The sequence below is a fragment of the Mesorhizobium sp. B2-8-5 genome (genome assembly GCF_006440675.2).
GTDB lineage: Bacteria > Pseudomonadota > Alphaproteobacteria > Rhizobiales > Rhizobiaceae > Mesorhizobium.
In genome coordinates this window covers 2,964,479-2,990,367 of record NZ_CP083951.1, presented here as the reverse complement: position 1 = coordinate 2,990,367, position 25,889 = coordinate 2,964,479, and the positions used below count along the sequence as shown (strand labels likewise).

The following is a 25,889-nucleotide window of genomic DNA, read 5'->3' as shown; positions in this document are numbered from 1 at the left end:
AAGGGTCGGGCTCGCAGCTTTGGTCAGGCGTCCACGGGCTCGCGGGTCGCGGCGGCGTGATAGGCCAGATATTTGCGCTGCGTCGAAATACGGTCGGCCACGTGCTTGGCATCGTGCCAGACGCCCCAGATGAAGCTCGACCCTCTTCGCGACTGCCAGGGCAGTCCCAGGAAGTAGATCCCGGGCTCGACCGAGACGCCGCGCTGATGCCTTGGCCGGCCCTTCTCGTCGAAAGCGTCGACCTTCAGCCAGCTGTAATCGACGGCAAAGCCCGTTGCCCAGATGATCGTCGCGACCCCGGCCTCGGCCAGGTCGAGTTCGCGGATCGGATTGGTCACGCAGTCCGGATCAGGGTCGATCTTGCGCAGAGCGGGTTCTTCCGGAAGGTCGAGACCGTTGCGGGCAACATAGGCATCGGCTTCGTCCAGCAGCGACATCAGATTGGCGTCGCCGCGGGTAATGTTCTTTGCAAGGTCCGGCGCGAAAGTCATCACGCCGTCCTGGTATGTCTTTGTCATGCCGACAAGCGTAAGCCCCTGCGCGGCCAGGCGGCGGAAATCGATCGTCTCGCCGCCGCGAGCGCCGCTGACCGCGATCGTGACATGTTCCGTGCCGGGTCCCGGGGTCTCCAGGTCCCATTTGCCGAGAACGCCCAGCCACCAGCAGAAGTCGCGGCCGCGATAGGCGCGCGGCGGGCGATCATGCGGGCCGACCGAGAGATAGACGCGCCTGCCTGAGCGCTGCAACTCGTCGGCAATCTGCACGCCCGAGGATCCCGCGCCGACCACCAGCACCGCACCCTTTGGCAGTTGCGCCGGGTTGCGGTAGGCGCTGGAGTGGATTTGCAGGATGCCGGCATCCGCAGGAACGACGGGCGGGATGACGGGGACCTGAAAAGGTCCGGTCGCGGCAACAATGCTGTTGGCTTCGATCACGCCATCCGACGTCTCGACGCGAAATCCCGGACGGCCGACATTTCTCTGCACGAGCTTGACCTCCACGCCGCAGCGGATCGGCGCGTTGATCTGCTTTGCATAGGCGACGAAATAGTCGGCGACCTCCTCCTTGGAAGGGAAGCCATCGGGGCCAGTCACGGGAAACTCCATGCCCGGAAAACGGTCATGCCAGGCCGGACCGTTGGCGACCAGGGAGTCCCACCGCTGCGAGCGCCAGCGTTCGGCGATCCGGCCGCGTTCGAGGACGAGATGAGGCACCCCGCATTTGCTCAGGTGCTCGCTCATCGCCACCCCGGCCTGGCCGCCGCCGACGACGAGCGTGTCTACCTTCTCAACCGACATATCCACGTCTCTTTCGATAGGGCTTTCGCCGCTGCGATGGAGGTCCGGTTTGCTTTTAGTGACGGGCTGGCGGAGCGAAAATTATGATTTCATGTGTCAGTGCTTAGCTTATCCCTAAACGCTGGAACGGGATCGCCGAGGGGCGCCCAATTCCAGCGATCACGATCAGCAAGACCCGCCTCCGGACATCGGGAAAAGCTTAGGCGGACCCTAAGCACGGGTGCTGGAAAAAATAATTCTTGCGCCTTGGGTTTGGTGGTTCCCTGCGTCACCCGCATCAGAGCGACGACCGCTGAGAGTGAAATGGCGCGAGAGACCCTTTATACAAACGGCGCGCTATACACGGTCGATGCGGCGAATCCCGTTGCTGAGGCGATGCTGGTTCGCGGCGACCGCATCGTTGCTGTCGGCTCTTGGTCCTCCGTCAGGGCGCAGGCCTCCGCGAATGCCGAAATCGTCGATCTCCAGAGTCGGTTCGCAATGCCGGCCTTCATCGACTCCCATGTCCATTTTGCCTGGGGGAGCAAATATCTCGATGAAGTACGGTTGCGCGAGGCAAACACCTTTGGCGACGTCCTCGCCCGGTTGAAGGCCTATTCGCAAACCCATCCCGACCGCGCATGGATCGTGGGCAGCGAATTCAGTTATGGCTACCCCGATCTCCCCGAAGGCGGCTTCCACAAATCGCTGCTCGATCAGGTTGTTGCCGATCGCCCCGTTTTCTTCCGCTCCGGCATGGCGCACGCGGCCTGGGTGAACAGCAAGGCGCTGGAACTTGCCGGCATCAGAAGGGACACGCCCACCCCCGAAGGTGGCGAGATCGTGAGAGACGCGAGCGGCGAGCCGACCGGGTGGTTGAAGGAGAGAGCCTGGTCCCAGCTTGAAACCCTGGTTCCCCAATCCTCGAAATCCGATATGCGATCGGCGCTGCTTCGCGCCATCAAGGAAGCAAACCGTTTGGGATTGTCGCGGGTCCAAAGCGCGGGGATGGATGACGAAGCAGTTCCCTTGCTGGCAGAGATATTCGCGAATGGCGAGCTAAGCCTGCGGTTCACGCTTTCCAGCATTGCAAACCCGGAGTCGAACCTCGACGAGGTGATTGCGCGCGTATCCGGATGGAGGGGTGGCCTCGACCCTGACTTTCTCGACGGGCGCGTCGTCAAATTCTTCCTGGACGGCGTGCTGGAATCCCACACCGGCTTCATGCCCCAGGGCTATGCCGACAAACCGGGCGAAACCGGAACATGCCTTTGGAAGGTATCGGCCTACAACGCGGCCGTCAGCCATGCGCAGCGGGAAGGATTTCAGGTCTGGACGCACGCGATCGGAACGGGGGCCATCGAAATGGCCCTCGACGCCTATGCCGCGGACGGGGAACGCTCGCGGCAGCGCCGGCCGCGGGTAGAGCATTGCGAAATACCCACCGCGCGCGACATCGAGCGTTTTGGCGAGATAGGAGCGATAGCCAGCTTCCAGCCCGCCATGATCTATCCACGAGACCAATGGCTCGGAATGGAAGGGCTTTGGGAGGTGCGTGTCGGCTCCGGATCTCTTCCACGGGCCTTTCCTGTTCGCTCCATCCTCGAGGCCGCGGGCGCCGTCGCGTTCGGAACTGACTGGCCCATCGTCGACCTCAATCCACTCATCGGCATTCGCAATGCGGTGTTGCGCCAGAGCCGGGACCACCAGCCGGAAGGCGGCTGGGTCCCTGAGCAGAGGACCAGCGTCGCGCAGGCGGTTCATGCCTATACGCTGGGGGCGGCCTTTGCCTGCCACCGGGAAAACGACGAGGGCAGTTTGGCGGCGGGAAAGCTCGCCGACTTCATCGTCCTTTCCGATGATCCGCTGCAGGTCGAGCCGGACAGAATCGCGGACATCAAGGTGCTGAAAACGATCGTCGGCGGCAGATCGGTCTGGGACGAACCCGCGGCTTGAGGCCGCGTCTTGGGGGTTGGATGGAAGCGGCTGAATTTGACTACATCGTCGTCGGCGCGGGTTCGGCCGGTTGCGTGGTCGCCAATCGGCTGAGCGCCGATCCGTCGGTCAAAGTGTGCCTGATCGAGGCCGGCGGCAGCGACAACAGCCTGCGGGTCAAGGTGCCGGCGGGCATCCTCTCGCTCTACGGCAACCCGGCCTACGACTATTGTTTCGTCGGGGAGCCGCAGCCTGAGCTCAACAACCGCCGCATTCCGGTCAATCGCGGCAAGGCGCTGGGCGGGTCGAGCTCGATCAACTCGATGGTATATATTCGCGGCGCCGCCGAGGACTATGACGAGTGGGCCGCGCTCGGCTGCGCCGGCTGGGCTTATCGCGACGTGCTGCCCGTGTTCAGGAAACTGGAACGCAATCTGCTCGGACAGGACCGGCGCTATCATGGCGGCGACGGCGAATTGCTGGTCGACAATCCGCGTGATCCGAACGTGCTTTCCGGCATGTTCGTCAAGGCCGGCAGGAACGCCGGCCTGCCCGCCAACGCGGACTTCAATGCCGAAAGCCAGCTCGGCCTCGGGATCTACAACGTCACGCAGGACCGTGGACAGCGCTTCAGCAGCTTCAGTGCCTTCATGCGTCCAGTGCTCGACCGCAAGAATCTGACGCTGCTCAGCCAATGCGAGGTGATCGGCCTCGTCATTGCCGAAGGCCGCGCCACGGCAATGCGCGTGCGGCACGAGGGCCAGCAGAAGACGCTCTCCGCAAATCGCGAGATCGTGCTCTCGGCCGGCGCCATCAATTCGCCCAAGATCCTGATGGCGTCCGGCATCGGTCCGGCGGCCGAGCTCCGGCAGATCGGCATCACGCCGGTTCTTGACCTGCCCGGCGTCGGCAAGAACCTGCAGGACCATGTCGACGGCATGATCACCGTGCGCTCCAGGAGCACCAGGACGCTCGGCCTGTCGATCGCCAACCTGCCGCGCATGGCGGCCGCGCCCTTCCAGTATTTCGCGCGCCGCAAGGGTATGCTCACCACCAACTATGTCGAAGCCGGCGGCTTCGCGAAGACCAGGCACGCGAACGGCCTTCCCGACATCCAGTTCCACTTCGTGCCGGGCTATCGCAGCCATCGCGGCAGGCTGATCGAATACGGCCACGGCTACGCCATCCATACCTGCGTGCTCAGGCCGAAAAGCGTGGGCGAGATCAGGCTGTCGCGCGACAGTTCCCGCCGCGACGTCCTGATCGACCACCGCTTCTTCACGCATGAAGACGACGCCATGGTGCTGGTCGAAGGCATCAAGATCGCGCGCCAGATTTTTGCCTCGCCCGAGTTCGACGCGGTGCGCGGCAAGGAGATGCTGCCGGGCAAGGATGTCCGCAGCGACAACGAGATCCTCGCCTATCTGCGCGCCGAGGCGCTGACGGTTTATCACCCCGTCGGAACCTGCAAGATGGGAACCGACGATATGGCTGTCGTCGATCCGGCGACGCTCAAGGTGCGCGGCGTGGACGGGCTGCGGATCGCCGATGCCTCGGTCATGCCGAAGCTGATCGGCGGCAACACCAACGCGCCAAGCATGATGATCGGGCAGAAGGCTTCGGAGATGATCCTCGGCAAATAGGTCGCCGCTGTTTCGGTGAACCATCGCAAACGTCTGGAATTGGCTTGTCCCCCAAACAGCGTCATTCTAGGGCGGAGCAAGGAGCGGAGCGACGCGCGCAGACCCTAGAATCTATTCCGTGACGCCGAGGCGCCGCCGCGGTGAAGAATTCTGCTCCGCTGCGCCTCGGCCAAGGTTACGGAATGGATCCTCGGGTCTCCGCGTCCGCTCCGCCCGTGGATGACGAAGCTGAGAGGCTTTGGTCAATCCCCAGCGGCTGCGCTGATTTCACGGAAATGAACGGTGAAATCCTGCCGCGACGAGATTGGTTTAGTGATCCTCGTCGATCTCGTCGTGCAGGAGGCCGAGGATGCGGCGCTTGAGCGCGATGAAGTCGGGTTCGAGGATCACGTCCATCGAGCGCGGCCGCGGGATGTCGACCTTGATCTCGGCCTTGATCTTGCCGGGCCTGGCCGTCATCACCAGAACGCGATCGCCAAGCACCAGCGCCTCGTCGATGTCGTGGGTGACGAACAGCACCGTTTTCTGCTGCCGCTCCCAGACGCGCAACAGCAGCTTCTGCATGGTGCCGCGCGTCTGGCTGTCGAGCGCGCCGAACGGCTCGTCCATCAAGAGGACGGCCGGATCATTGGCGAGCGCGCGGGCGATCGCCACGCGCTGCTTCATGCCGCCCGAGAGCTGCGCCGGATAATGGTCGGCAAAGGGCGCGAGGCCGACCTCGTTGAGATACTGGTCGACGATCTGCTTGCGCTGCTCCGCCGGCAGGCCCTTGCGCTTGGGTCCATATTCGATGTTGGCGCGCACCGTAAGCCAGGGAAACAGGGTGTAGCTCTGGAATACCATCCCTCTGTCGGGACCCGGCTCGATCACTTCCCTGCCGTCCACCTTGATAGTGCCCGAGGTCGCGTCATTGAGGCCGGCGGCGAGATAAAGCAGGCTGGATTTGCCGCATCCCGAAGGGCCGACGATGACGCAGAATTCGTTCTTCGCCACCTTCAGCGACACATCGTCCAGCGCCAGCACGCCGTTGGCGTCGCCATAGCGCAGCGTCACGTCCTCGATGGCCATCGTGGTGCCGGTTGAATGCGGATCGCCGGCCGCATGGGCCGTGCCGGCCGGAATGTTCGCCTTGACGATTTCGGTCATCACTACCCTTGATCCGGCTGCGGTTTGCGAGGATGCGTTCAACATCAAGGTGCCCATGGCGCGACCCTTGCCCGGAGAATGCGGAATGCGGTGTCGGTGATCAGGCCGAGAAGCCCGATCGCGGCGATCGCCATGAAGATCACATCGACCTGGAAGCCGCGCATCGCCTTGAGGCTGATATAGCCGAGGCCGCTCGACGCCGCGACGAGCTCCGCCACGACGAGATATGTCCAAGCCCAGCCCATGGTGACGCGAAGCGTATCGAGTATCGAGGGAAGCGCGGCAGGGAAAATGACGTGCCACACCGCCTCCGAGCGCTTGGTGCCCAGAGTGTAGGAGGCATTGACCAGGTCCCTGGATACGCTGCGCGCGCAGTCGGAGATCATCACGAGTTGCTGGAAGAAGGTGCCGAAGAAGATGACCGCGATGCGCTGCTCGATGCCGATGCCGATCCAAAGGATGAACAACGGCACGAAGGAGGTCACCGGCAGGTACCGGATGAAATTGACCAGCGGCTCCAGCGGTGCCTGCACCGCCCGGTAGGTCCCCATCCACAGTCCCAGCGGCACCGCGATCACCGAGGACACGATGAAGCCCAGGATGACCACCTTGGCGCTGGTAAGCGTGTGGTAGAAAAGGCTGCCGTCCAGCGACATGCGATAGGTCGTTTGCAGCACGGTTCCAGGCGTCGGCAGGAACATGTTCGGCACGACGCGGCCATAGGACAGCAAGGCCCAGCCGCCGATCACGACCACCCACATCGCCAGCGCGAGTGTCGTTGCCGTGCTGGCGGGGATGTTGGCGAATGGGGTCGTCAGGCGTGTCCACGCCGTCCGCCTTTGTGCCATAAGATGGCCTCCGTTGATTTAGAGCAATTCCACCAAAAGCGAGGGCGGCTTTCCGTTCGGAATTGCGTCAAAACAAGTAATAGAGATGTTCGCCGTTTCGGTGAAACGGTGAACCGACCCAGGCGCGAAGCTCAGGCGTTCGAGAAACCGGGATCGGCCCGGGCGGGCCGACTCCGGCTATCCCGAAGGCTCACTGTTCCTTGATGAAATCGGTGTCGAGGATGGTCTTCGAGTCGATCGTCATCTTGAGCTTGCCGGCCTTGCCCCAGATGTCCTGCGCGAAGTTCACCAGGTCGGACGCTTCGCTCTTCTGCGGCGTGCCGAAGAATTCCAGGTTGCGGGCGCGGTCATAGTAGCGCACGCCCTGGGCGCCGGCCGCGAAATCCTCGGGCTTCTCAAGATAGCCGCCAATGCCCTTGGCCATGATCTCATAGGCCTTTTCCGGGTTGGTCTTGATGTAGTCGACCGCCTTGTAATAGCCCTTGATGAGGGCCTTCACATCCTCGGGGTGCTTCTCGATCAGGTCGCATTTGAGCGCGATCACATCGACGATCAGGCCAGGCGTGGTCGTGGAATCGATCAGCACCTTGCCCTTTCCGCCCTTGCGGACTTCGGTGAGATGCGGCTCCCAGGTCACGGCGGCGGGAACCTGGCCGGCGATGAAGGCGGTCGCCGCATCGTCGGCGGTCATGTTGGTGACACTGACATCGTCCTCGGTCATGCCTTCCTTTTTCAGGAGCACGTTGAACCAGAATTCGGAAACAGAGCCCTCGTTCAAGGCGACGGGCTGGCCTTTCAAATCCTTGAGCGATTTGACGTCGGCCTGCGTGACGACGCCGTCACCGCCATGGCTGTCGTCAAGCGCCACCACGTATTTGAAGCAGAGCTCGTCCGAGCGGTACTTCATCAGTTCGTCGACGGTGGAGGCGGCGCCGTCGAGATCGCCGCCAGCCACCGCCGCCATGTAAAGCGCTGATTCTTCGATGACTTTCAGGTCGACATCGACGCCGGCTTCCTTGAAGTAGCCAAGGTCGCGGGCAAGGAACAGCGGCCCGTAGCCCACCCAGGTGGTCATGCCGAGGCGAATGGCGCCGGCGTTGGCGGGAGCGGCAAGCCCCAGGCCCAGCAGGCCTGCGCTGACCGCGGTCATCAGGCAATTTCGAAATGTCTTCATTGTCGTGGTTCCCCTATGGCTGTTACCGGCATCGACCTCGTTCGAGTGGCGTATGCCAGGCTGTCGTTTCGGCAGCCGCTCTCTTGTTATGCGTCGCCCTCCCAGGCGGGCCTTGTTCTAGGTCCCGCAAGAGAGCATCCGGGCCGGATCGCAAAAAGAAGTCTTTTTCTGTGCTTTGCTTCGCCGAAACCGAAGCAGCGGACCCTGCATGGTTGACGCGCTTGAATTGACGGCGCCAGGCGACCGCGGTTCCGATGGCGCCGGCAGATGCGCCAATGACCGTGGACGGCTTGCTGACAAAGAGATTGTAGCGGTAGGGACGCTCGCCCGATCGAAGGCGCTCTCGACCATCGGGAAATCGACGGCGGCGCCAGGATGAGTGGCAAATTCAGGCGCTTTGGGGCACTGTCGAGGGATGCGGCCTCGTCGGCCGCAACCCGGAGATTTTCGGCGCGATCGCCACGCCCCCCGACGTGGCAATGCGGACTATGCCGCCAAGGCGCCCGACTTCTTGGCGGTCCAGGTGGCGATATAGTCCATCAGGCCGGGGCTGAGGCAGTCATAGGGCTCCAGCCCGATCGACTTCAGCTGGGCGCGGATGCCGTCCATGCGGCTCGGATCGACACCGGATTCGATGATCGAGGAGACGAAGGCGGTGAAGCCCGGCGGCGACCAGCCATCCTCCTCGAAGCGCTCGGGATGGATGAAGGACAGGCCCTTGAAGGGATGGTCGCGCTCGACCGGGCCGTACATGTGGACGCCGCAGCTTGTGCAGGCATGGCGCTGGATGAGGGCCGAGGGATCGACCACCTTCAGCTTGTCGCCATTCTCGGTGACGGTGACGTCGCCGCTGCCGGCAACGGCAACCACCGAGAAGATGGCGCCGTCCGGCTTCCAGCATTTGGTGCAGCCGCAGGCGTGGTTGTGGGCGATCTGGCCCTTGACCTTCACCTTCACCGGATTGCTGGTGCACAGGCAGACCAGCGTGCCGCCGGCAAAGCTCGCGCTCTCCCTCGGCAGGCCATTGTCGATCTTCGGATGCAGTTTTTCAGGCATGAGTTCCTCCCTTGTTGAACCTGTGCAACTTCAGTCGCTGGCCATAGGTCGGCGACTTGTTTTTCCTCAGTAAACCACGACGCTGCGGATCGACTTGCCCTCATGCATGAGGTCGAAGCCCTTGTTGATGTCTTCCAGCTTCAGCGTGTGGGTGATCATCGGATCGATCTGGATCTTGCCTTCCATGTACCAGTCGACGATTTTTGGCACGTCGGTGCGGCCGCGCGCGCCGCCGAAGGCGGTGCCCATCCAGTTGCGCCCGGTGACCAGCTGGAACGGCCTGGTCGAGATCTCCTGGCCGGCGCCGGCAACGCCGATGACGACCGACTTGCCCCAGCCGCGATGCGAGGCCTCCAGCGCCTGGCGCATCACCTTGGTGTTGCCGGTGCAGTCGAAGGTGTAGTCGGCGCCGCCGATCTGGTCGGCGCCGCGCTTGGTCAGGTTGACCAGGTAAGGCACGACGTCGCCGTCGATCTCCTTCGGATTGACGAAATGCGTCATGCCGAACTTCTCGCCCCAGGCCTTCTTGTCGTTGTTCAAATCGACGCCGATGATCATGTCGGCGCCGGCAAGGCAAAGTCCCTGGATGACGTTCAAGCCAATGCCGCCGAGGCCGAAGACGACCGCCGTCGCGCCTTGCTCGACCTTGGCGGTGTTGATCACCGCGCCGATGCCGGTCGTCACGCCGCAGCCGATGTAGCAGATCTTGTCGAAGGGGGCGTCGGGATTGACCTTGGCCACCGCGATCTCGGGCAGCACGGTGAAGTTGGAGAAGGTCGAGCAGCCCATATAGTGGAACAGCTTGTCCTTGCCCATCGAGAAGCGCGAGGTGCCGTCGGGCATCAAGCCCTGCCCTTGCGTGGCGCGGATGGCGGTGCACAGATTGGTCTTGCGCGACAGGCACGACGGGCACTGCCGGCATTCGGGCGTATAGAGCGGGATGACATGGTCGCCCTTCTTGACCGAGGTGACGCCCTTGCCGACATCGACGACGATGCCGGCGCCCTCATGGCCGAGGATGGCCGGAAACAGCCCTTCCGGATCGGCGCCCGACAGCGTGAACTCGTCGGTATGGCAGATGCCGGTCGCCTTGACCTCGACCAGCACCTCGCCCTCGCGCGGCCCTTCGAGGTCCACCTCCATGATCTCAAGCGGCTTTCCGGCGGCAACGGCAACGGCGGCACGCGTCTTCATGAGGCACTCCTCCCAGGGCAATCGAAAAACTTCATGTTCCGGCGGACTTGACGTCCGCCGGACAACAAAAAATACCGTTTCCAAGCCATAGTGAGCTAGCAATAATCGAACGGTCTACCTCATAAGTCTATTCTACCAAGGTCCCCCCACCCTTCACCTGTTTCGAGGTGGCCACCCGATAGACGCGTTGCTTGATCTCGAGGATCAACCGGGAACTTTCCGCGCAGTTCGGCATGCCGCGATCCACTTGATCGCCGGCCGCCTTGCCGGCGGCGAATAGGACTAAAGCAGAAGTGGCAGGTCAGCTTACAAGGTTTGATAAATCCAACACGTCCGCTAAGTTTTCCGCGGGCACCTTGGCTTGGCGCCGGTCCGATAGGATTGGACCCGGCACGAGAGTGGGTAATGTTATCGATGACGAGCGCGGTGCCGAGCACTCTCACGACCTTTTTGTGCTTTCTTTTCCTGGCCGCCAACATTTCCGGTGCGCCGGCTCAGGAAGCGAGCAAGCAACCGGCCGCAACGGCCAAGTCTGAAAAGAAGATCACCGAAATCAAGATAGGCTATTTGCGGGCATACGCGCCGCAGCTGACGCTTTCCCTGCTCGACCTGCCGCCAAGGGACGAGGGTGTTGCCGGCGCCAAGGTGGCGATCAGCGACAATAATACGACAGGAACGTTCCTCGGCCAGAAATTCAGCCTCGACATCACCGAAATAAAGCCGAACGCCGATGTGGTTCAGGCATTCGACGACCTGATCGTCAAGGGCGACCGCTATGTGGTCGCGGACCTCTCGGCCAGGCAATTGCTGTCCATCGCCGACATCGCGCGCGACAAGGGCGTGCTGATCTTCAACATCGGCGCCACCGACGACAGCCTGCGCGAGGAGGACTGCCGCATAAACGTCTTCCACATCGCGCCGACGCGCAGCATGCTGGCCGACGCGCTGGCGCAATATCTCATGGTGAAGAAGTGGCCGAACTGGGTGCTGCTCTACGGCTCGCATGAGCAGGACCATCTCTATGCCGATGCGTTGCGCCGCGCGGCTGCCCGTTTCGGTGGCCAGATCGTGGCGGAGAAGGAGTTCAAGGACTCCGGCACCGCCAGGCGCACCGACACCGGCGCCACGCAGATCCAGCAGCAGATTTCCGTGTTCACGCAGGACCTGCCGGAACACGACGTGGTGCTGGTCGCCGACGAGAGCGAGGTGTTCGGAACCTATGTGCCCTACCGCACCTGGACACCGCGCCCGGTCGCGGGCACGGCGGGGCTTGTCGCCTCGTCATGGCATCCCGCGAGTGAGCAGTGGGGCGGCATCCAGATGCAAAGCCGGTTCCTGAGGACGACGGGCCGGCGAATGTTGTCCAAGGACATGTCGGCCTGGACGGCCGTGCGGGCCGTCGGCGAAGCCACCACGCGCACCAATGGCGACGATCCGAAAAAGATCAGTGACTATATCCGCTCGGACGATTTCTCGGTCGCCGCCTTCAAGGGCCAGAAGCTGACCTTCCGCAAATGGAACCTTCAGTTGCGCCAGCCGATCCTGCTCAGCGACGCCAAGTCGGTCGTCTCGACCTCGCCGCAGGAGGGCTATCTCCATCAGGTTTCCGAGCTCGACACGCTCGGCGTCGACCAGCCGGAGACGAAATGCGCCCTTAAGTAAAAAGCAATCGGGAGGAAAATCGGTGCAAGGACGAGCTTGTGCACTCGCCTTTCTCGCGACCGGCCTCATGGCCGGTCCGGCATCGGCCTATACGGCCTATGTGTCCAACGAGAAGGACAACACCATGACCGTCGTCGACACGGCGACGATGAAGGTGATCAAGACCGTCGATGTCGGGCAGCGGCCGCGCGGCATCACGATTTCGCCCGACGGCAAGTTCGTCTATCTGTGCGCCAGCGACGACGACACGGTCCAGATCATCGATACGTCGAGCCTTCAAATCGTGGGCGATCTGCCCTCCGGGCCCGATCCTGAATTGTTCGTGCTCTCGCCTGACGGCAAGACGCTTTACATCGCCAACGAGGACGACAATCTGGTGACCGTCGTCGATGTCGCGAGCAAGGCGGTGCTCTCGGAGATCCCGGTCGGCGTCGAGCCGGAAGGCATGGGCGTCAGCCCCGACGGCAAGACCATGGTCAACACCTCCGAGACCACCAGCATGGCCCATTTCATCGACACGCAAAGCCATGAGGTGACCGACAACGTCCTGGTCGATACACGCCCGCGCTTCGCCGAATTCAAGCCCGACGGCTCCCAGGTCTGGGTCAGCGCCGAGGTCGGCGGCACGGTAAGCGTCATCGACAATGCCAAGCGCCAGGTGGTGAAGAAAATCCAGTTCGCGATCAACGGATTGCGGGCCGAGACCATCCAGCCCGTCGGCATCGCCATAACCGCCGACGGCAAGAAGGCCTATGTCGCGCTCGGCCCGGCAAACCATGTCGCGGTGATCAACACCGAAACCTACGAAGTGGAAAAATACATCCTCGTCGGCCAGCGTGTCTGGCATCTCGCCTTCACCCCCGACCAGAAGACGCTGATCACCACGAACGGCAACTCGAACGACATCACCTTCATCGACACGGCGACCGATGAACCGGTCCAGTCACTCACCGTCGGCCAGCAGCCGTGGGGCGTGGCCATATCGCCGAACTAGCGATGTCCCAAGCAAGCCAGGAAGTTCGCTCCATGAAGACCAGTCGCATGATTGCCTTCGCCGTTCTTGTCGGGCTGGCGGTTGCCCCGCTCGCGGCCAGTGCCGACGACGATGATGCCCCAAAGGTGACGCGATCCAGCAAGAACCTCCCCGGGCTTGTCCTGGGCTCGGACAAATCCAGCTACGACGTCAATCGGACGGATTTCGAACTGGTCGCCGGCCAAGGCTATCGCTGGAAGATCACATCTCACGGCGGCTTCGAATACAAGTTCATGACCGATCTCTGGCGCAACGTCTGGATCGACCAGATCGTCATAAACGATCTCGAGGTGCACATGGCCGGCGCACCGGCCTGGCTCGAATTCGACGATGCGGGAACCATATTGGTTCAGTTCCACACCGTGCGCCCCGGCGAATACACGTGGTCCGTCCCCGACCTTGCCGACAAGGGCCTGAAGGGCAAGATCACAATCAAATGAAAACCGGCAAATGGGGACCGGGCGCATGAGAACAGGGTGATGGGCGTGCAGCATGTACGGACAGGCGGTTCGGGAAATGAGGTGGCGGCGCTCGACGTCGTCGGCGTCAGCCATTCCTACGGTCCCAAACGGGCGCTGAACAACGTGTCGTTCTCGATCGCCCCGGCGACCTTCACGGTGCTGCTCGGCCTCAACGGGGCGGGCAAGACAACCTTGTTCTCGCTGATCAGCCACCTTTACGACACCCGCCATGGATCGATCCGCATCTTCGGCCATGACATCCGCCGCGCTTCCGGCGAAGCGCTCAGATGTGTCGGCATCGTGTTCCAGGCACGTACGCTCGACCTCGATCTCAGCGTGTACCAGAACCTCTCCTACCATGCCTCGCTGCACGGTATCGGCGGCGGCGAAGCCCGGCAGCGCATCGCCGCCCTGCTCGAAACGGTCGACATGCAGGGCCGTGAGCATGACAAGGCCCGTTCTCTCTCCGGCGGCCAGATGCGACGGATCGAAATCGCCAGGGCTCTGCTCCACCGCCCCTCCCTGCTGCTGCTCGACGAGGCGACCGTCGGTCTCGACGTCCAGTCGCGCGCCGGCATCCTGGCCACCATCCGCAGGCTCGTCGAAACCGAAGGCATCGGCGTTCTGTGGGCCACGCACCTGATCGACGAAGTCGACGACAGCGACCATGCCGTCGTGCTGCGACAGGGCAACCTTGTCGCCAGCGGCACGGTGTCCGATCTCATCCAGGCCAGCGGCGCCGGTTCGATCCGCGACGCCTTCTCGAAGCTCAACCGCAGCGAGACGACCGGCATTGCGGAGATTTCGCCATGAGCACGTCCGCGATGCCGCAAAAGGTCGCCTCCGTCACGCCGGAGAGGTCGGACGCGTTCGGTCCGCGCCACTATCTCGTCTGCCTCAAGGGCATCGTCCTGCGCGAGTGCCTGCGTTTCCTGCATCAACGCGAGCGCTTCATCTCCTCGCTGGTCAGGCCGCTCGTCTGGCTGTTCATCTTCGCCGCCGGCTTTCGCCAGGTGCTCGGCGTCTCGATCATACCGCCCTATAAAACCTACGTCCTTTACGAGGTCTACATCACGCCCGGCCTGTGCGGCATGATCCTTCTGTTCTCTGGCATGCAGTCTTCGCTGTCGATGGTCTACGACCGCGAGATGGGCAATATGCGCACCCTGCTTGTCAGCCCATTTCCGCGCTGGTTTCTGTTGGTGTCCAAGATGCTCGCCGGCGTCGCCGTATCGATCGCGCAGGTCTACGCGTTCCTGATCGTGGCCTGGTTCTGGGGCGTCAAGGCGCCGCCCCTTGGCTACCTGTTCGTGCTGCCGGCGCTGTTTCTGTCGGGCATGATGCTTTGCGCCCTCGGGATGCTTTTATCCTCGGTGATCAAGCAACTCGAAAACTTTGCCGGCATCATGAACTTCGTCATATTCCCTGGCTATTTCGCCTCACCCGCCTTGTATCCGTTGTGGCGCATCCAGGAAGCCAGCCCTCTCCTCTACAAGATCTGCATCGTCAATCCGTTCACCTACGCGGTCGAACTCATCCGCTTCGCCTTTTACGGTCAGATCGATTGGGTGTCGCTGGGCGTCGTCGCCGGATGCACGCTGCTGTTTCTGGCCGGAGCCATCATCGCCTACGACCCCTCGCGCGGCCTGATGACCCGCAAGCAGGATACGGGAGGAAATGCCTGATGACGGGAATGCTTGCTCGCAGCCTGGTTGTGGTCGCCATGCTAGCGCCGGGCGCGAATGCCGGGGCGGCGACCGCCGATCCGGGCTGGCCCTGCGTCCAGCGCAAGGTGCCGCAATTGTCGCTCGGCCAGGTCTGGAACGGGCCGGACCTTCCGCCGTCGGCCAAGGACTGGTCAAACGACTCATCGGTCTCCGCCCTTGTCGAGGACGTCTCGGCGCGGCGGCTGCCGCTCGGCGACGCTCAGAAGAAAATCAGGGATTTTGCGGCATCGCTTCCGGCCGAGCAGCTTGCGCCGAAAATGGCGATGCTCGTGCAGGGCATGTTCGACCACATGGACGCCGAGCGTTCGCACGTCATTTCCGGCATTTCCCGTTATGCCCACAGGCAGCTCGAAATGGCCGCCGACTTGCGCAAGCAAGCGTCCGACGTCGATGCGTTGCGGACAAAACCCGGCGCGGATCAGGACGAGGTCGAGCGGCGGACCGACCAGCTGAATTTCGCGACGCGCATCTTCACGGAGCGCGCGCAATCACTGACCTACGTCTGTGACGTGCCGACGATAATCGAGCAGCGGCTTTACCAGCTGGCCAAGACCGTCTCGGAGACGCTTGCCGCGAAGAAATAACTCTTCCTGGAATTGCTCTAGCTGCTCCGGCCGGGCAGCACGCGCCAGCGCTGCACGAAATAGCCGGGATGTGTGTCCAGCCAATGCGCGACCAGCGGCTGTGCCTGCATGAAGGCCACTCCGGGATTCATGGCCAGGCCGTCCGCCATTTCCTCGCGTTGCTCACAGGTCTGCGGCACGGTCGTCATGCAGACCATCATCACGATTGTATAAAGCATTGCCCCTTCCCCTTCGAAATCCCGAACCCCACGCCGGGACGCATGCGATTTGCCTGCAGGTTTGGCTGCACTTCCGCCTTGTGTGAATTGCTGCCCTGCCCTTCCATCAGCAATATGCCATGCAGGCCTGCCGACCACCATGGCGATGACCCATTGCTCACGCCCTTCCCCAACCTTTTCGCACGATCCCCGACAGCCGATATGTCAGGCGTTTCACTTGGGCCGCCTTGCAGGCGTTCTCGCTTGCCGTGTCGGCGCTGCTTCATCCGCTTCGGCATGTGGATACAGTTTGCCGAACAGGGGCAGGTAAGTCGCGCCCTTGCGCATCAGGAAATCGTTGAAGGTTGCCATCGCGGGCGAGATCACGTGATCGGTGCGCATCACCGAAAACCATTGCCGGCGGATCGGCATGCCGGCCACGTCGAGAATGACGAGCCGACCGGCTTCCGTTTCCGCGGCGATGGTGTGGGCGGAGATGAAGGCAATACCGAGACCTGCCATCACCGCCTGCTTGATCGTCTCGTTCGACCCCATCTCGACGCCGAGATCGTCGATCCGGCCAGGCACGTCGCTCAGGAATATCTCCAGCGAGATGCGCGTGCCCGAGCCTGGCTCGCGGATCAGGAAATGCTCCTCGGCGATCCTTTCCTTGGAAATGTCGCGTGCCGAAACCAGTTTGTGTTCGGGCGGCGCGATGATGACCAGCGGATGGTCGCCGAAGACCGAAGCGCGCACCGAAACTTCCTTGGGTGGACGGCCCATCAGCGCGATGTCGATGTCGTGATTCTTCAGCCTGTCGATCGTTTCGGCTCTATTGCCGATGGCAAGCCGCATGTCGATGTCGGGATGTTCCTTCATGAAGCCGGCCATCAGCCGCGGCGCGAAATATTTGGCGGTGGAGACGACGCCGAGCCTCAGGCTGCCGGCGCGCACGCCCTTGATGGCGTCCATCTCGTCTTCAAGCATGCGCAGCCGCTCCTCGATGGCCTGCGCGGCCTCGACGAAGGCCAGCCCTGCGGTAGTAGGACGCATGCCGTCCGACGTCCGGTCGAACAAGGCCAGCTGGAACTCCTCCTCCACTTGTCGCAACTGGATCGTAACCGCTGGAGGAGAGAGGCCTAACACCTTGGCCGCGCTCACGATTTTCCCGTGGCTGACGATGGCCTGGACGGTCTTGAATTGCTTGAGCGTGAGAGTCCTCATGCAGCATACTAAATTATTTTTAGCGCCAAGGTAAAGTTATTGAATTTTACTTATCTTGGACCGTTTGGTTTCATCTCTCCATCCGGCGCCTGGGAAATACGCCGGACCGGGAGGTTACGATGCCAGCGGCAACGCTCGACGCTTTTCTGAACTCCTATCTCGGCGATCAGCCGGACGAACGCCGATCCGCGGTCGTCACCACCGTCCGTCAGTTCACGCAGGCGGCTACCAAGGTCCGCAATGCCATCAACCAGGGAGCGCTCGGCGCCGCTTTTGCCGGGACCCGAGGCGCCAATGCCGACGGCGATGTCCAGAAGGATCTCGACGTCTTCGCCGACGACATCTTCCTCGACGCCATGCGTCGCGCCCCGGTCGCGCTCTATGCCTCCGAGGAGCTGGAGCAGCCTGTCCTGCTCGACAGGCAAGCCCCCCTCGCCGTCGCCATTGACCCGCTGGACGGCTCCTCCAACATCGACACCAACGTGTCGGTCGGAACGATTTTCTCGCTCCTCCCTGCAACTGGCGCGCCGGACGCCGATCCGGCCGCCTCCTTTTTGCAGGCAGGCGCGAACATGCTGGGCGCCGGCTTCTTTATCTACGGGCCGCAGTTGGCGCTCGTTCTGTCGCTCGGCAGCGGCACGCACGTCTTCGTGCATTCGACCAGGCTAGGCACCTTCGTCCAGGCCTACGAAAGCCGGATCATTCCGGAGCGGACCCAGGAGTTCGCCATCAACGCCGCCAACTACCGCCACTGGGACGAGGCCGTGCGCCTCTATGTCGATGACTGCCTGGAAGGCACCGAAGGCCCACGGGAGAAGGATTTCAACATGCGCTGGATCGCCTCTTTGGTTGCCGAATGCTACCGCATATTGATGCGCGGCGGCGTGTTTCTGTATCCCGGCGACCAACGCCGGGGTTACAGCCAGGGACGGCTTCGGCTGGTCTATGAGGCCAATCCGATTGCCTATCTGATCGAACAGGCGGCCGGTGCCGCGACCGATGCGATCACCCGCATCCTGGAAATCGAACCCGAGAGCCTGCATCAGCGCGTACCCGTGGTCTTCGGATCCGCGCGGGAAGTCGCGCGGATCGCCCGCTACCACACCGAGCCCAGCGCCATCGGCGAGCGTGCGCCGCTGTTCAGCCGCCGCGGACTCTTCAGGGCCTGAGCGGAACCATGTCGGCGAAGCACCCCATCATCACCATCACCGGGTCGTCGGGCGCGGGCACGACCTCGGTCAAGCGCATCTTCGAGATGATCTTCCGGCGCGAGAACATCGAGGCTGCCTTCATCGAAGGCGACGCCTTTCATCGCTACGATCGCGCCGCGATGAAGGTGGAGGTCGCCAAGCAGGAAAAGGCAGGCAACCCGAACTTCACCCACTTCCATGCCGAGGCCAACGAGCTCGAGATCCTCGAGGAGGTTTTCGAGGAATATGGCCGCCGGGGGAGCGGGAAGACCCGCACCTACATCCATGACGAGGACGAGGAGAAACAGTACGGCACACCGCCCGGCCATTTCACCGAATGGCGCGAATTCGCGCCGAGCGACCTGCTCTTCTACGAAGGCCTGCATGGCTGCGTCGTCACCGAAAAGATCAATCTGGCCAGGCACGCGGACCTCAAGATCGGCGTGGTGCCGGTCATAAATCTCGAATGGATCCAGAAGATCCATCGCGACCGCGCCACGCGCGGTTATTCGACCGAGGCGGTGATGGACGTGATCCTGCGCCGCATGCCGGACTATGTCCGCTACATCGTCCCGCAATTCTCGCAAACCGCGATCAATTTCCAGCGCGTGCCGATCGTCGACACGTCGAACCCGTTCATCGCGCGCTGGATCCCGACCCCCGACGAATCGATGCTGGTGATCCGCTTCGCCAATCCCCGCGGCATCGATTTCCCTTACCTGCTTTCAATGATCCACGACTCCTTCATGTCGCGGCCGAATTCCATAGTGGTGCCGGGCAACAAGCTCGACCTTGCCATGCAGCTGATCCTGACGCCGCTCATCCTGCAATTGATCGAACGCAAGAAACGTGTGTCGTGAGGAGGATGCCATGACCAGCCTGGCAGCATTGAAGCCCACCGCCGCAGTGTCCGAGCGCGACATGGCGAACGCCATCCGCGCGCTGGCCATGGACAGCGTGCAGAAGGCCAGTTCCGGACATCCGGGCATGCCGATGGGCATGGCCGATGTCGCGACGGTATTGTTCAGCCGCTTCATCGCCATCGATCCGACGGCGCCGGATTGGCCCGATCGCGACCGGTTCGTGCTTTCGGCCGGACACGGCTCGATGCTGCAATATGCCCTGCATTACCTGCTCGGCTACCAGGACATGCCGATCGAGGAGTTGCAGCGGTTCCGTCAGTTGGGCAGCCGTACTGCCGGGCATCCGGAGCATGGCCACGCGCTTGGTATCGAGACGACCACCGGTCCCCTCGGGCAAGGCATTTCGACCGCTGTCGGCATAGCGCTGGCCGAGCGCATGCTGGCCGCCCGCCACGGCGCCGATCTCGTCGACCACTACACCTATGTGATCGCCGGCGACGGCTGCCTGCAGGAAGGCATTAGCCACGAGGCGATCGACCTCGCGGGTCACCTGAAGCTCTCCCGCCTGATCGTGCTTTGGGACGACAACGCGATCTCCATCGACGGACCGACCTCGCTTTCGACATCGATGGATCAGCCGGCCCGGTTCAAAGCCGCCGGATGGCATGTGCAGTCGGTGGACGGCCACGACATGGAAGCCGTCGCTACGGCGATCGAGGCAGCACAGCATTCGGATCGGCCATCCCTGATCGCCTGCCGTACGGTGATCGGCAAGGGCGCCCCCAATCTCGGCGGTTCGGAAAAGACGCATGGCGCGCCGCTGGGCGATGCGGAGATCGCCGCGACGCGCGAAAACATCGGCTGGGCCCACGCGCCGTTCGACGTGCCGCACGACATCCTTTCGGCTTGGCGCGAGATCGCCGAACGCGGCCAGGCGGCGCGGCGCGCCTGGGAGCGGCGGCTTGCCGCCTCGGCGCGCCGCGAAGACTTCGAACGCGCGCTTTCCGGCAAGTTGCCCGATGCGGTCTTCGAAGCGCTGAATGCCTTCCGCGCGGAGCATGTCGAGAAGGCGACCAAGGTCGCGACGCGCAAGGCCTCCGAAATGGCGCTCGCCGCGATCAACGGCGCAACCGAGCTGACGGTCGGCGGCTCCGCCGATCTGACCCATTCGAACTTGACGATCACCAAAGGCATGGATCGCATAGCGCCGGGCGGCTATGCAGGCCGCTATATTCACTACGGCATTCGCGAGCACGGCATGGCCGCGGCCATGAACGGCATCGCCCTGCATGGCGGGTTCATACCTTATGGCGGCACTTTCCTGTGCTTCGCCGACTATGCTCGCGGCGCGATGCGGCTCTCGGCGCTCATGAGCCAGCGCGTCGTCTATGTGATGACGCACGATTCCATCGGCCTCGGCGAGGACGGACCGACCCATCAGCCGGTCGAGCACCTGGCGATGCTGCGGGCGACGCCGAACCTCAACGTCTTCCGCCCGGCCGACATCATCGAAACGGCGGAGTGCTGGGAACTGGCGCTGAAGAGCGGGACGCGGCCGAGCGTGCTCGTGCTCTCGCGCCAGAACCTGCCGATGCTGCGCCAGGTACATGGCCACGAGAACCGGTCCGGCCGCGGCGCTTACGTCTTGCGCGAGCCATCCGCGCACCGCGCCGTGACGCTGATCGCCACCGGCTCGGAGGTCGAGATCGCCGTTGCCGCCGCCGAACGGCTGGAAACCCAGCACGGCGTCGCCGCCGCGGTCGTCTCGATGCCGTGCTGGGAATTGTTCGAGGAACAGGAAGCCGACTACCACAAGTCCGTCCTCGGCTCGGCGCCGCGCGTCGCCATCGAGGCGGCCGCCCGTCTCGGCTGGGATCGCTGGATCGGCGACACGGGCGCTTTTGTCGGCATGACCGGCTTCGGCGCCAGTGCCCCCGCCCCTGACCTGTATCGGCATTTCGGCATCACACCCGAAGCCGTCGCCGCGGCGGCGCTGAAACTCATCATCTAGGAGGACCGACAATGGCCCGCATCACCCTTCGCCAGCTTCTCGACCATGCCGCCGAGCACGGTTACGGCGTGCCGGCATTCAACATCAACAACATGGAACAGGGCCTCGCCATCATGGAGGCGGCCAGGGCCTGCGACGCGCCTGTGATCATCCAGGCTTCGCGCGGCGCCCGCTCCTATGCCAACGACATCATGCTGTCCAGGATGATGGAGGCGCTGACCGAGATCCATCCGGCCATTCCGCTGTGCATCCATCAGGATCACGGCAACAACGAAGCCACCTGCCTTTCGGCGATCCGCCACGGCTTCACCTCGGTGATGATGGACGGGTCGTTGATGGCGGACGCCAAGACCCCAGCGAGCTACGACTACAACGTCGCCATCACCGAACGCGTCGCGCGCATGGCGCATTGGGTCGGCGCTTCCGTCGAAGGCGAGCTCGGCGTGCTCGGCTCGCTGGAAACCGGCCAGGGCGAAGCGGAGGACGGTCACGGAGCGGAGGGCGCGCTGTCGCACGACCAGCTCCTGACCGATCCCGATCAGGCGGTCGACTTCGTGACCGCCACCCGCGTCGATGCGCTCGCCATCGCCTGCGGCACCTCCCACGGCGCCTACAAGTTCACGCGCAAGCCGGACGGCGACATCCTGGCCATGCAGGTGATCGAGGCGATCCACGAGAAGCTGCCGAACACGCATCTGGTCATGCACGGTTCGTCCTCCGTGCCGCAGGAGCTGCAGGACATTATCAACAAGTACGGCGGCGAGATGCCCCAGACCTTCGGCGTTCCGGTCGAGGAGATCGAGCGCGGCATCCGCTACGGCGTGCGCAAGGTCAACATCGACACCGATTGCCGCATGGCCATGGCCGGGCAGTTCCGCCGCGTCGCGACGCAGGATCCGCGTGAATTCGATCCGCGAAAATTCCTGAAGCCCGCCATGGACGCCTTGCGCGACCTCTGCCGCGATCGCTTCGAACGCTTCGGCACCGCGGGCAACGCCTCGAAGATCAAGGTCATCGCCATGGACGAGATGGCCAAGCGCTACGCCGCGGGAAAGCTCGACCCGCAGATCGCAACCGCGAAAGCCGCCTGAGCGGCGGTCCGCCAAGCAAGGAAAGGACCAGACTCATGCCCAACAAATCCGAGACCGTGACCGGCAAGGACCGCTACAGATCCGGTGTGATGGAATACAAGAAGATGGGCTATTGGGAGCCTGACTACGAGCCCAAGGACACCGACATAATCTCGGTGTTCAGGATCACGCCGCAGGACGGCGTCGACCCGATTGAGGCCGCCGCGGCAGTCGCCGGCGAATCCTCGACCGCAACCTGGACTGTGGTCTGGACGGACCGGCTGACGGCGAGCGAAAAATACCGCGCCAAGGCCTATCGGGTCGACCCCGTGCCGAACGCGCCCGGACAGTACTTCGCCTATATCGCCTACGATCTCGACCTGTTCGAGCCGGGTTCGATCGCCAATCTTTCGGCATCGATCATCGGCAACGTCTTCGGCTTCAAGCCATTGAAAGCATTGCGGTTGGAGGACATGCGTTTTCCCGTCGCCTATGTGAAGACCTTCCAGGGTCCGGCGACCGGTATCGTTGTCGAGCGCGAGCGCCTCGACAAGTTCGGCCGCCCGCTGCTCGGCGCCACCGTCAAGCCGAAGCTCGGCCTTTCCGGCCGCAACTACGGCCGTGTCGTCTACGAGGCGCTGAAAGGCGGGCTCGATTTCACCAAGGACGACGAAAACATCAACTCGCAGCCCTTCATGCATTGGCGCGAGCGTTTCCTCTACTGCATGGAGGCGGTCAACAAGGCGCAGGCCGAGACCGGCGAGATCAAGGGGACCTATCTCAACGTCACCGCGGCCACCATGGAGGACATGTACGAAAGGGCCGACTTCGCCAGGGAGCTCGGCTCCAACATCGTCATGATCGACCTCGTGATCGGCTACACGGCGATCCAGTCGATGGCAAAGTGGGCGCGCAGGAACGACATGATTCTGCACCTGCATCGCGCCGGGCACTCGACCTACACGCGGCAGAAGTCGCACGGCGTTTCCTTCCGCGTCATCGCCAAATGGATGCGGCTTGCCGGCGTCGATCACATCCATGCCGGCACCGTCGTCGGCAAGCTGGAAGGCGACCCGGCGACGACAAGGGGTTACTACGATATCTGCCGCGAGGACCATAACCCGATGCGGCTGGAGAACGGCATCTTCTTCGACCAGCACTGGGCATCGCTCAACAAGCTGATGCCGGTGGCGTCGGGCGGCATCCATGCCGGCCAGATGCATCAGCTCATCGACCTGCTCGGCGAGGATGTCGTGCTCCAGTTCGGCGGCGGCACGATCGGCCATCCGATGGGGATCGCGGCCGGCGCCACCGCCAACAGGGTGGCCCTCGAAGCGATGATCCTCGCCCGCAACGAGGGTCGCGACTACCTGCGGGAAGGGCCTGAGATCCTCGAGCGCGCCGCCCGCTCATGCCTGCCTCTGCGGCAGGCCCTCGACGTCTGGAAGGACGTGACATTCAACTACGCCTCGACCGACACGCCGGACTTCGTTCCGGTGGCAACAGCCGCCGAATAAGGAGACAGACAATGCGCATAACCCAAGGGGCCTTTTCCTTCCTGCCCGACCTGACCGACGATCAGATCCGCGCGCAGGTGCAGTATTGCATCGACAACAAATGGGCCGTCAGCCTCGAGTTCACCGACGACCCGCACCCGCGCAACACCTATTGGGACATGTGGGGCCACCCGATGTTCGACAATCCCGACGCGGCGGCGCTGATGATGGAGCTCAACGCATGCCGCAAGCTCTATGGCGATCGCTATATCCGCGTCGTCGCCTTCGATTCCTCGCAGGGCTGGGAATCGGTGAAGCTCTCCTTCATCGTGAACCGCCCGGCCGAGGAACCCGGCTACCGGCTCGACAGGCAGGAAACCGCGGGCCGCATGATCCGCTACACCACCAAGCCCTATGCGGCCGACAGGCCGGCCGGGGCGAGATACGGCTGATCGTCGCGACAGGAGGAAAATACCATGCCGGCGCCAGCCTTAGCCGAAACGCAAGTGCCGCAAGCCGCCGCCCCGGCGGCGATCGATCTGCGCGAGGAATTCGAAACGTCCGGCGTCAAGGACGTCCTGGCCGAGCTCGACCGCGATCTGATCGGGCTCGCCCCGGTCAAGCGACGCATCCGCGAGACGGCGGCGCTCCTGCTGGTCGAGCGGGCCCGCCGCCGCATGGGCCTCGCGCACGAAACGCCGACGCTGCATATGAGCTTCACCGGCAATCCGGGCACCGGCAAGACGACCGTCGCGCTGCGCATGGCCGACCTGCTGCATCGCCTGGGCTATATCCGCAAGGGCCATCTGGTTTCGGTTACCCGCGACGATCTGGTCGGCCAGTATATCGGCCATACGGCCCCCAAGACCAAGGAGATCCTGAAGAAGGCGATGGGCGGCGTCCTGTTCATCGACGAGGCCTATTATCTCTATCGCCCTGAGAACGAACGGGATTACGGCCAGGAAGCGATCGAGATCCTGCTGCAGGTGATGGAGAACCAGCGCGACGATCTCGTCGTCGTCCTCGCCGGCTATGCGCAGCGCATGGATCGCTTCTTCGAAAGCAATCCGGGATTCCGTTCACGCGTTGCCCACCACATCGACTTTCCCGATTATTCCGACGACGAGCTTCTCAGGATCGCGGAACAAATGCTCGAAAAGCAAAACTACCTGTTCGACACCGAGGCAACCGCCGCAATGGCCGACTACATCGCGCGCCGCCGCGCACAACCGCATTTCGCCAATGCCCGCTCGATCCGCAACGCGCTCGACCGGACACGGCTGCGGCAGGCCAACCGCCTGTTCGAGAGCGCTAGGGAACCGCTCGACGCCAAGGCGCTGTCGACGATCTCCGCCGAGGACATCACCGCCAGCCGGGTGTTCGCAGTGAAGCCCGGGGAAGGAGAAGGCAAATGACCGCAAAGACCATCATCGCCCCTTCCGTTCTGTCGTCGGATTTCTCGCGGCTCGGCGACGAGATCGAAGCGGTCGCGCGGGCGGGCGCCGACTGGATCCATCTCGACGTTATGGACGGACATTTCGTGCCCAACATCACCTTCGGCCCGCCGGTGATCAAGGCGATCCGCGATCGAACCGACAAGATCTTCGACTGTCATCTGATGATCGCGCCGGCCGATCCCTATCTCGCCGCCTTCGCCGACGCCGGTTGCGACATCATCACGGTGCACGCCGAGGCCGGGCCGCATCTCGACCGCTCGCTGCAGGCGATCAGGAACCTCGGCAAAAAGGCCGGCGTGTCGCTCAACCCGTCGACGCCGGAAAGCGTCATCGAATATGTCCTCGACCGGCTCGACCTAGTGCTTTTGATGACCGTCAATCCGGGTTTCGGCGGTCAGGCCTTCATTTCGGCGGTCATCGACAAGGTCAGGCGTGTCAAGGCGCTCGTCGGCCAGCGTCCGATCGACATCGAGATCGACGGCGGCGTCACGCCCGAGACGGCTCCCCTTGTTACCGCGGCCGGCGCCAATGTGCTCGTCGCCGGCTCCGCCGTTTTCAAGGGTGGCGCCGAGGCCGCCTATCGCGCCAATATTGGCGCGATCAGACAGGCGGCCGACGGAGCGGTCCGGCGAGCCGCGTGA

Annotated in this window: 24 protein-coding genes; 16 read left to right on the top strand and 8 right to left on the bottom strand. The window is 63.1% G+C overall.

Features of this window, described 5'->3' with window-relative positions; translation table 11 throughout:
* Positions 1-23 precede the first annotated feature (23 nt).
* Complete coding sequence (locus FJ430_RS14570) at positions 24-1,298, bottom strand: flavin-containing monooxygenase (protein ID WP_140706722.1); 1,275 nt, start codon at positions 1,296-1,298, stop codon at positions 24-26.
* 303 nt (positions 1,299-1,601) lie between these two features.
* Here FJ430_RS14570 and FJ430_RS14565 point away from each other — a divergent pair, with 303 nt between their 5' ends.
* A complete protein-coding gene (locus FJ430_RS14565) occupies positions 1,602-3,233 on the top strand; it encodes an amidohydrolase (protein WP_140706724.1) in 1,632 nt (543 codons plus the stop codon).
* A 20-nt stretch (positions 3,234-3,253) separates the two neighbouring features.
* Positions 3,254-4,855, top strand: a complete 1,602-nt coding sequence (locus tag FJ430_RS14560; protein ID WP_140706726.1) for a GMC family oxidoreductase — start codon at positions 3,254-3,256, stop codon at positions 4,853-4,855.
* 309 nt (positions 4,856-5,164) lie between these two features.
* Here the strand turns inward: FJ430_RS14560 and FJ430_RS14555 are convergent, their stop codons facing one another.
* The 5 genes from FJ430_RS14555 to FJ430_RS14530 form a co-directional block, all read right to left on the bottom strand.
* Positions 5,165-5,923, bottom strand: a complete 759-nt coding sequence (locus FJ430_RS14555; protein ID WP_210239423.1) for an ABC transporter ATP-binding protein — start codon at positions 5,921-5,923, stop codon at positions 5,165-5,167.
* A 122-nt stretch (positions 5,924-6,045) separates the two neighbouring features.
* The gene (locus tag FJ430_RS14550) at positions 6,046-6,849 is read right to left on the bottom strand and encodes an ABC transporter permease (RefSeq protein WP_140640285.1); all 804 of its coding nucleotides are present in this window, start codon (positions 6,847-6,849) and stop codon (positions 6,046-6,048) included.
* Positions 6,850-7,039: 190 nt separating this feature from the next.
* Positions 7,040-8,023: an ABC transporter substrate-binding protein gene (locus tag FJ430_RS14545; protein WP_140651196.1), complete on the bottom strand. Its 984-nt coding sequence runs from the start codon at positions 8,021-8,023 to the stop codon at positions 7,040-7,042.
* A 486-nt stretch (positions 8,024-8,509) separates the two neighbouring features.
* Positions 8,510-9,079, bottom strand: a complete 570-nt coding sequence (gfa, locus tag FJ430_RS14535) for an S-(hydroxymethyl)glutathione synthase (protein ID WP_140640289.1) — start codon at positions 9,077-9,079, stop codon at positions 8,510-8,512.
* A 66-nt stretch (positions 9,080-9,145) separates the two neighbouring features.
* Positions 9,146-10,273 carry an S-(hydroxymethyl)glutathione dehydrogenase/class III alcohol dehydrogenase gene (locus FJ430_RS14530; RefSeq protein ID WP_226892194.1) on the bottom strand — a complete coding sequence of 376 codons (1,128 nt, stop codon included), beginning with the start codon at positions 10,271-10,273 and terminating at the stop codon, positions 9,146-9,148.
* A gap of 414 nt (positions 10,274-10,687) precedes the next feature.
* Here FJ430_RS14530 and FJ430_RS14525 point away from each other — a divergent pair, with 414 nt between their 5' ends.
* The 6 genes from FJ430_RS14525 (at position 10,688) to FJ430_RS14500 (ending at position 15,740) form a co-directional block, all read left to right on the top strand.
* On the top strand, positions 10,688-11,935 hold the full coding sequence (locus tag FJ430_RS14525; RefSeq protein WP_140707911.1) for an ABC transporter substrate-binding protein: 1,248 nt from the start codon (positions 10,688-10,690) through the stop codon (positions 11,933-11,935).
* Positions 11,936-12,002: 67 nt separating this feature from the next.
* The gene (locus FJ430_RS14520) at positions 12,003-12,929 is read left to right on the top strand and encodes a YVTN family beta-propeller repeat protein (protein WP_181175488.1); all 927 of its coding nucleotides are present in this window, start codon (positions 12,003-12,005) and stop codon (positions 12,927-12,929) included.
* Positions 12,930-12,961: 32 nt separating this feature from the next.
* Positions 12,962-13,408 carry a hypothetical protein gene (locus FJ430_RS14515; RefSeq protein ID WP_140707679.1) on the top strand — a complete coding sequence of 149 codons (447 nt, stop codon included), beginning with the start codon at positions 12,962-12,964 and terminating at the stop codon, positions 13,406-13,408.
* A 39-nt stretch (positions 13,409-13,447) separates the two neighbouring features.
* Positions 13,448-14,242: an ATP-binding cassette domain-containing protein gene (locus FJ430_RS14510; RefSeq protein ID WP_181175489.1), complete on the top strand. Its 795-nt coding sequence runs from the start codon at positions 13,448-13,450 to the stop codon at positions 14,240-14,242.
* Between the two features lie 11 nt (positions 14,243-14,253).
* Positions 14,254-15,114, top strand: coding sequence for an ABC transporter permease (locus FJ430_RS14505; RefSeq protein ID WP_181175499.1), 861 nt, complete (start codon positions 14,254-14,256; stop codon positions 15,112-15,114).
* Positions 15,114-15,740 carry a hypothetical protein gene (locus tag FJ430_RS14500; RefSeq protein WP_140707683.1) on the top strand — a complete coding sequence of 209 codons (627 nt, stop codon included), beginning with the start codon at positions 15,114-15,116 and terminating at the stop codon, positions 15,738-15,740. Before FJ430_RS14505 ends, FJ430_RS14500 begins: the two co-directional genes overlap by 1 nt.
* A gap of 17 nt (positions 15,741-15,757) precedes the next feature.
* Here the strand turns inward: FJ430_RS14500 and FJ430_RS14495 are convergent, their stop codons facing one another.
* A complete protein-coding gene (locus FJ430_RS14495; protein WP_140640301.1) occupies positions 15,758-15,958 on the bottom strand; it encodes a hypothetical protein in 201 nt (66 codons plus the stop codon).
* Between the two features lie 213 nt (positions 15,959-16,171).
* Positions 16,172-17,161, bottom strand: coding sequence for a LysR family transcriptional regulator (locus tag FJ430_RS14490; protein WP_140640303.1), 990 nt, complete (start codon positions 17,159-17,161; stop codon positions 16,172-16,174).
* A 119-nt stretch (positions 17,162-17,280) separates the two neighbouring features.
* Here FJ430_RS14490 and FJ430_RS14485 point away from each other — a divergent pair, with 119 nt between their 5' ends.
* The 8 genes from FJ430_RS14485 to rpe are packed head-to-tail and all read left to right on the top strand — an operon-like array spanning position 17,281 to position 25,889.
* Positions 17,281-18,330, top strand: a complete 1,050-nt coding sequence (locus FJ430_RS14485; RefSeq protein WP_140707685.1) for a class 1 fructose-bisphosphatase — start codon at positions 17,281-17,283, stop codon at positions 18,328-18,330.
* A gap of 8 nt (positions 18,331-18,338) precedes the next feature.
* The gene (locus FJ430_RS14480; RefSeq protein ID WP_140640307.1) at positions 18,339-19,211 is read left to right on the top strand and encodes a phosphoribulokinase; all 873 of its coding nucleotides are present in this window, start codon (positions 18,339-18,341) and stop codon (positions 19,209-19,211) included.
* A gap of 10 nt (positions 19,212-19,221) precedes the next feature.
* Positions 19,222-21,225, top strand: coding sequence for a transketolase (tkt, locus tag FJ430_RS14475; RefSeq protein WP_140707687.1), 2,004 nt, complete (start codon positions 19,222-19,224; stop codon positions 21,223-21,225).
* Between the two features lie 11 nt (positions 21,226-21,236).
* Positions 21,237-22,316: a class II fructose-bisphosphate aldolase gene (gene fba, locus FJ430_RS14470; protein ID WP_140707689.1), complete on the top strand. Its 1,080-nt coding sequence runs from the start codon at positions 21,237-21,239 to the stop codon at positions 22,314-22,316.
* Positions 22,317-22,351: 35 nt separating this feature from the next.
* On the top strand, positions 22,352-23,812 hold the full coding sequence (locus FJ430_RS14465) for a form I ribulose bisphosphate carboxylase large subunit (protein ID WP_140652881.1): 1,461 nt from the start codon (positions 22,352-22,354) through the stop codon (positions 23,810-23,812).
* Between the two features lie 11 nt (positions 23,813-23,823).
* Entirely contained in the window at positions 23,824-24,243 is a 420-nt protein-coding gene (locus tag FJ430_RS14460; RefSeq protein ID WP_140640313.1) for a ribulose bisphosphate carboxylase small subunit, read from the top strand.
* A gap of 24 nt (positions 24,244-24,267) precedes the next feature.
* Positions 24,268-25,206, top strand: a complete 939-nt coding sequence (cbbX, locus tag FJ430_RS14455) for a CbbX protein (RefSeq protein ID WP_140707691.1) — start codon at positions 24,268-24,270, stop codon at positions 25,204-25,206.
* Positions 25,203-25,889: a ribulose-phosphate 3-epimerase gene (gene rpe, locus FJ430_RS14450; protein ID WP_140652875.1), complete on the top strand. Its 687-nt coding sequence runs from the start codon at positions 25,203-25,205 to the stop codon at positions 25,887-25,889. The genes cbbX and rpe overlap by 4 nt, the downstream gene beginning before the upstream one ends.

Coding starts and splice junctions, on each gene's coding strand:
- FJ430_RS14530 (WP_226892194.1), bottom strand. CDS start 10,273: ATGAAGACGCGTGCCGCCGTTGCCGTTGCCGCCGGAAAGCCGCTTGAG.
- FJ430_RS14490 (WP_140640303.1), bottom strand. CDS start 17,161: ATGAGGACTCTCACGCTCAAGCAATTCAAGACCGTCCAGGCCATCGTC.
- FJ430_RS14560 (WP_140706726.1), top strand. CDS start 3,254: ATGGAAGCGGCTGAATTTGACTACATCGTCGTCGGCGCGGGTTCGGCC.
- FJ430_RS14465 (WP_140652881.1), top strand. CDS start 22,352: ATGCCCAACAAATCCGAGACCGTGACCGGCAAGGACCGCTACAGATCC.
- FJ430_RS14550 (WP_140640285.1), bottom strand. CDS start 6,849: ATGGCACAAAGGCGGACGGCGTGGACACGCCTGACGACCCCATTCGCC.
- FJ430_RS14495 (WP_140640301.1), bottom strand. CDS start 15,958: ATGCTTTATACAATCGTGATGATGGTCTGCATGACGACCGTGCCGCAG.
- fba (WP_140707689.1), top strand. CDS start 21,237: ATGGCCCGCATCACCCTTCGCCAGCTTCTCGACCATGCCGCCGAGCAC.
- FJ430_RS14500 (WP_140707683.1), top strand. CDS start 15,114: ATGACGGGAATGCTTGCTCGCAGCCTGGTTGTGGTCGCCATGCTAGCG.
- FJ430_RS14485 (WP_140707685.1), top strand. CDS start 17,281: ATGCCAGCGGCAACGCTCGACGCTTTTCTGAACTCCTATCTCGGCGAT.
- FJ430_RS14505 (WP_181175499.1), top strand. CDS start 14,254: ATGCCGCAAAAGGTCGCCTCCGTCACGCCGGAGAGGTCGGACGCGTTC.
- FJ430_RS14545 (WP_140651196.1), bottom strand. CDS start 8,023: ATGAAGACATTTCGAAATTGCCTGATGACCGCGGTCAGCGCAGGCCTG.
- FJ430_RS14510 (WP_181175489.1), top strand. CDS start 13,448: ATGGGCGTGCAGCATGTACGGACAGGCGGTTCGGGAAATGAGGTGGCG.
- FJ430_RS14515 (WP_140707679.1), top strand. CDS start 12,962: ATGAAGACCAGTCGCATGATTGCCTTCGCCGTTCTTGTCGGGCTGGCG.
- FJ430_RS14520 (WP_181175488.1), top strand. CDS start 12,003: ATGGCCGGTCCGGCATCGGCCTATACGGCCTATGTGTCCAACGAGAAG.
- tkt (WP_140707687.1), top strand. CDS start 19,222: ATGACCAGCCTGGCAGCATTGAAGCCCACCGCCGCAGTGTCCGAGCGC.
- rpe (WP_140652875.1), top strand. CDS start 25,203: ATGACCGCAAAGACCATCATCGCCCCTTCCGTTCTGTCGTCGGATTTC.
- FJ430_RS14570 (WP_140706722.1), bottom strand. CDS start 1,298: ATGTCGGTTGAGAAGGTAGACACGCTCGTCGTCGGCGGCGGCCAGGCC.
- FJ430_RS14555 (WP_210239423.1), bottom strand. CDS start 5,923: ATGGCCATCGAGGACGTGACGCTGCGCTATGGCGACGCCAACGGCGTG.
- FJ430_RS14460 (WP_140640313.1), top strand. CDS start 23,824: ATGCGCATAACCCAAGGGGCCTTTTCCTTCCTGCCCGACCTGACCGAC.
- cbbX (WP_140707691.1), top strand. CDS start 24,268: ATGCCGGCGCCAGCCTTAGCCGAAACGCAAGTGCCGCAAGCCGCCGCC.
- FJ430_RS14480 (WP_140640307.1), top strand. CDS start 18,339: ATGTCGGCGAAGCACCCCATCATCACCATCACCGGGTCGTCGGGCGCG.
- FJ430_RS14525 (WP_140707911.1), top strand. CDS start 10,688: ATGACGAGCGCGGTGCCGAGCACTCTCACGACCTTTTTGTGCTTTCTT.
- gfa (WP_140640289.1), bottom strand. CDS start 9,079: ATGCCTGAAAAACTGCATCCGAAGATCGACAATGGCCTGCCGAGGGAG.
- FJ430_RS14565 (WP_140706724.1), top strand. CDS start 1,602: ATGGCGCGAGAGACCCTTTATACAAACGGCGCGCTATACACGGTCGAT.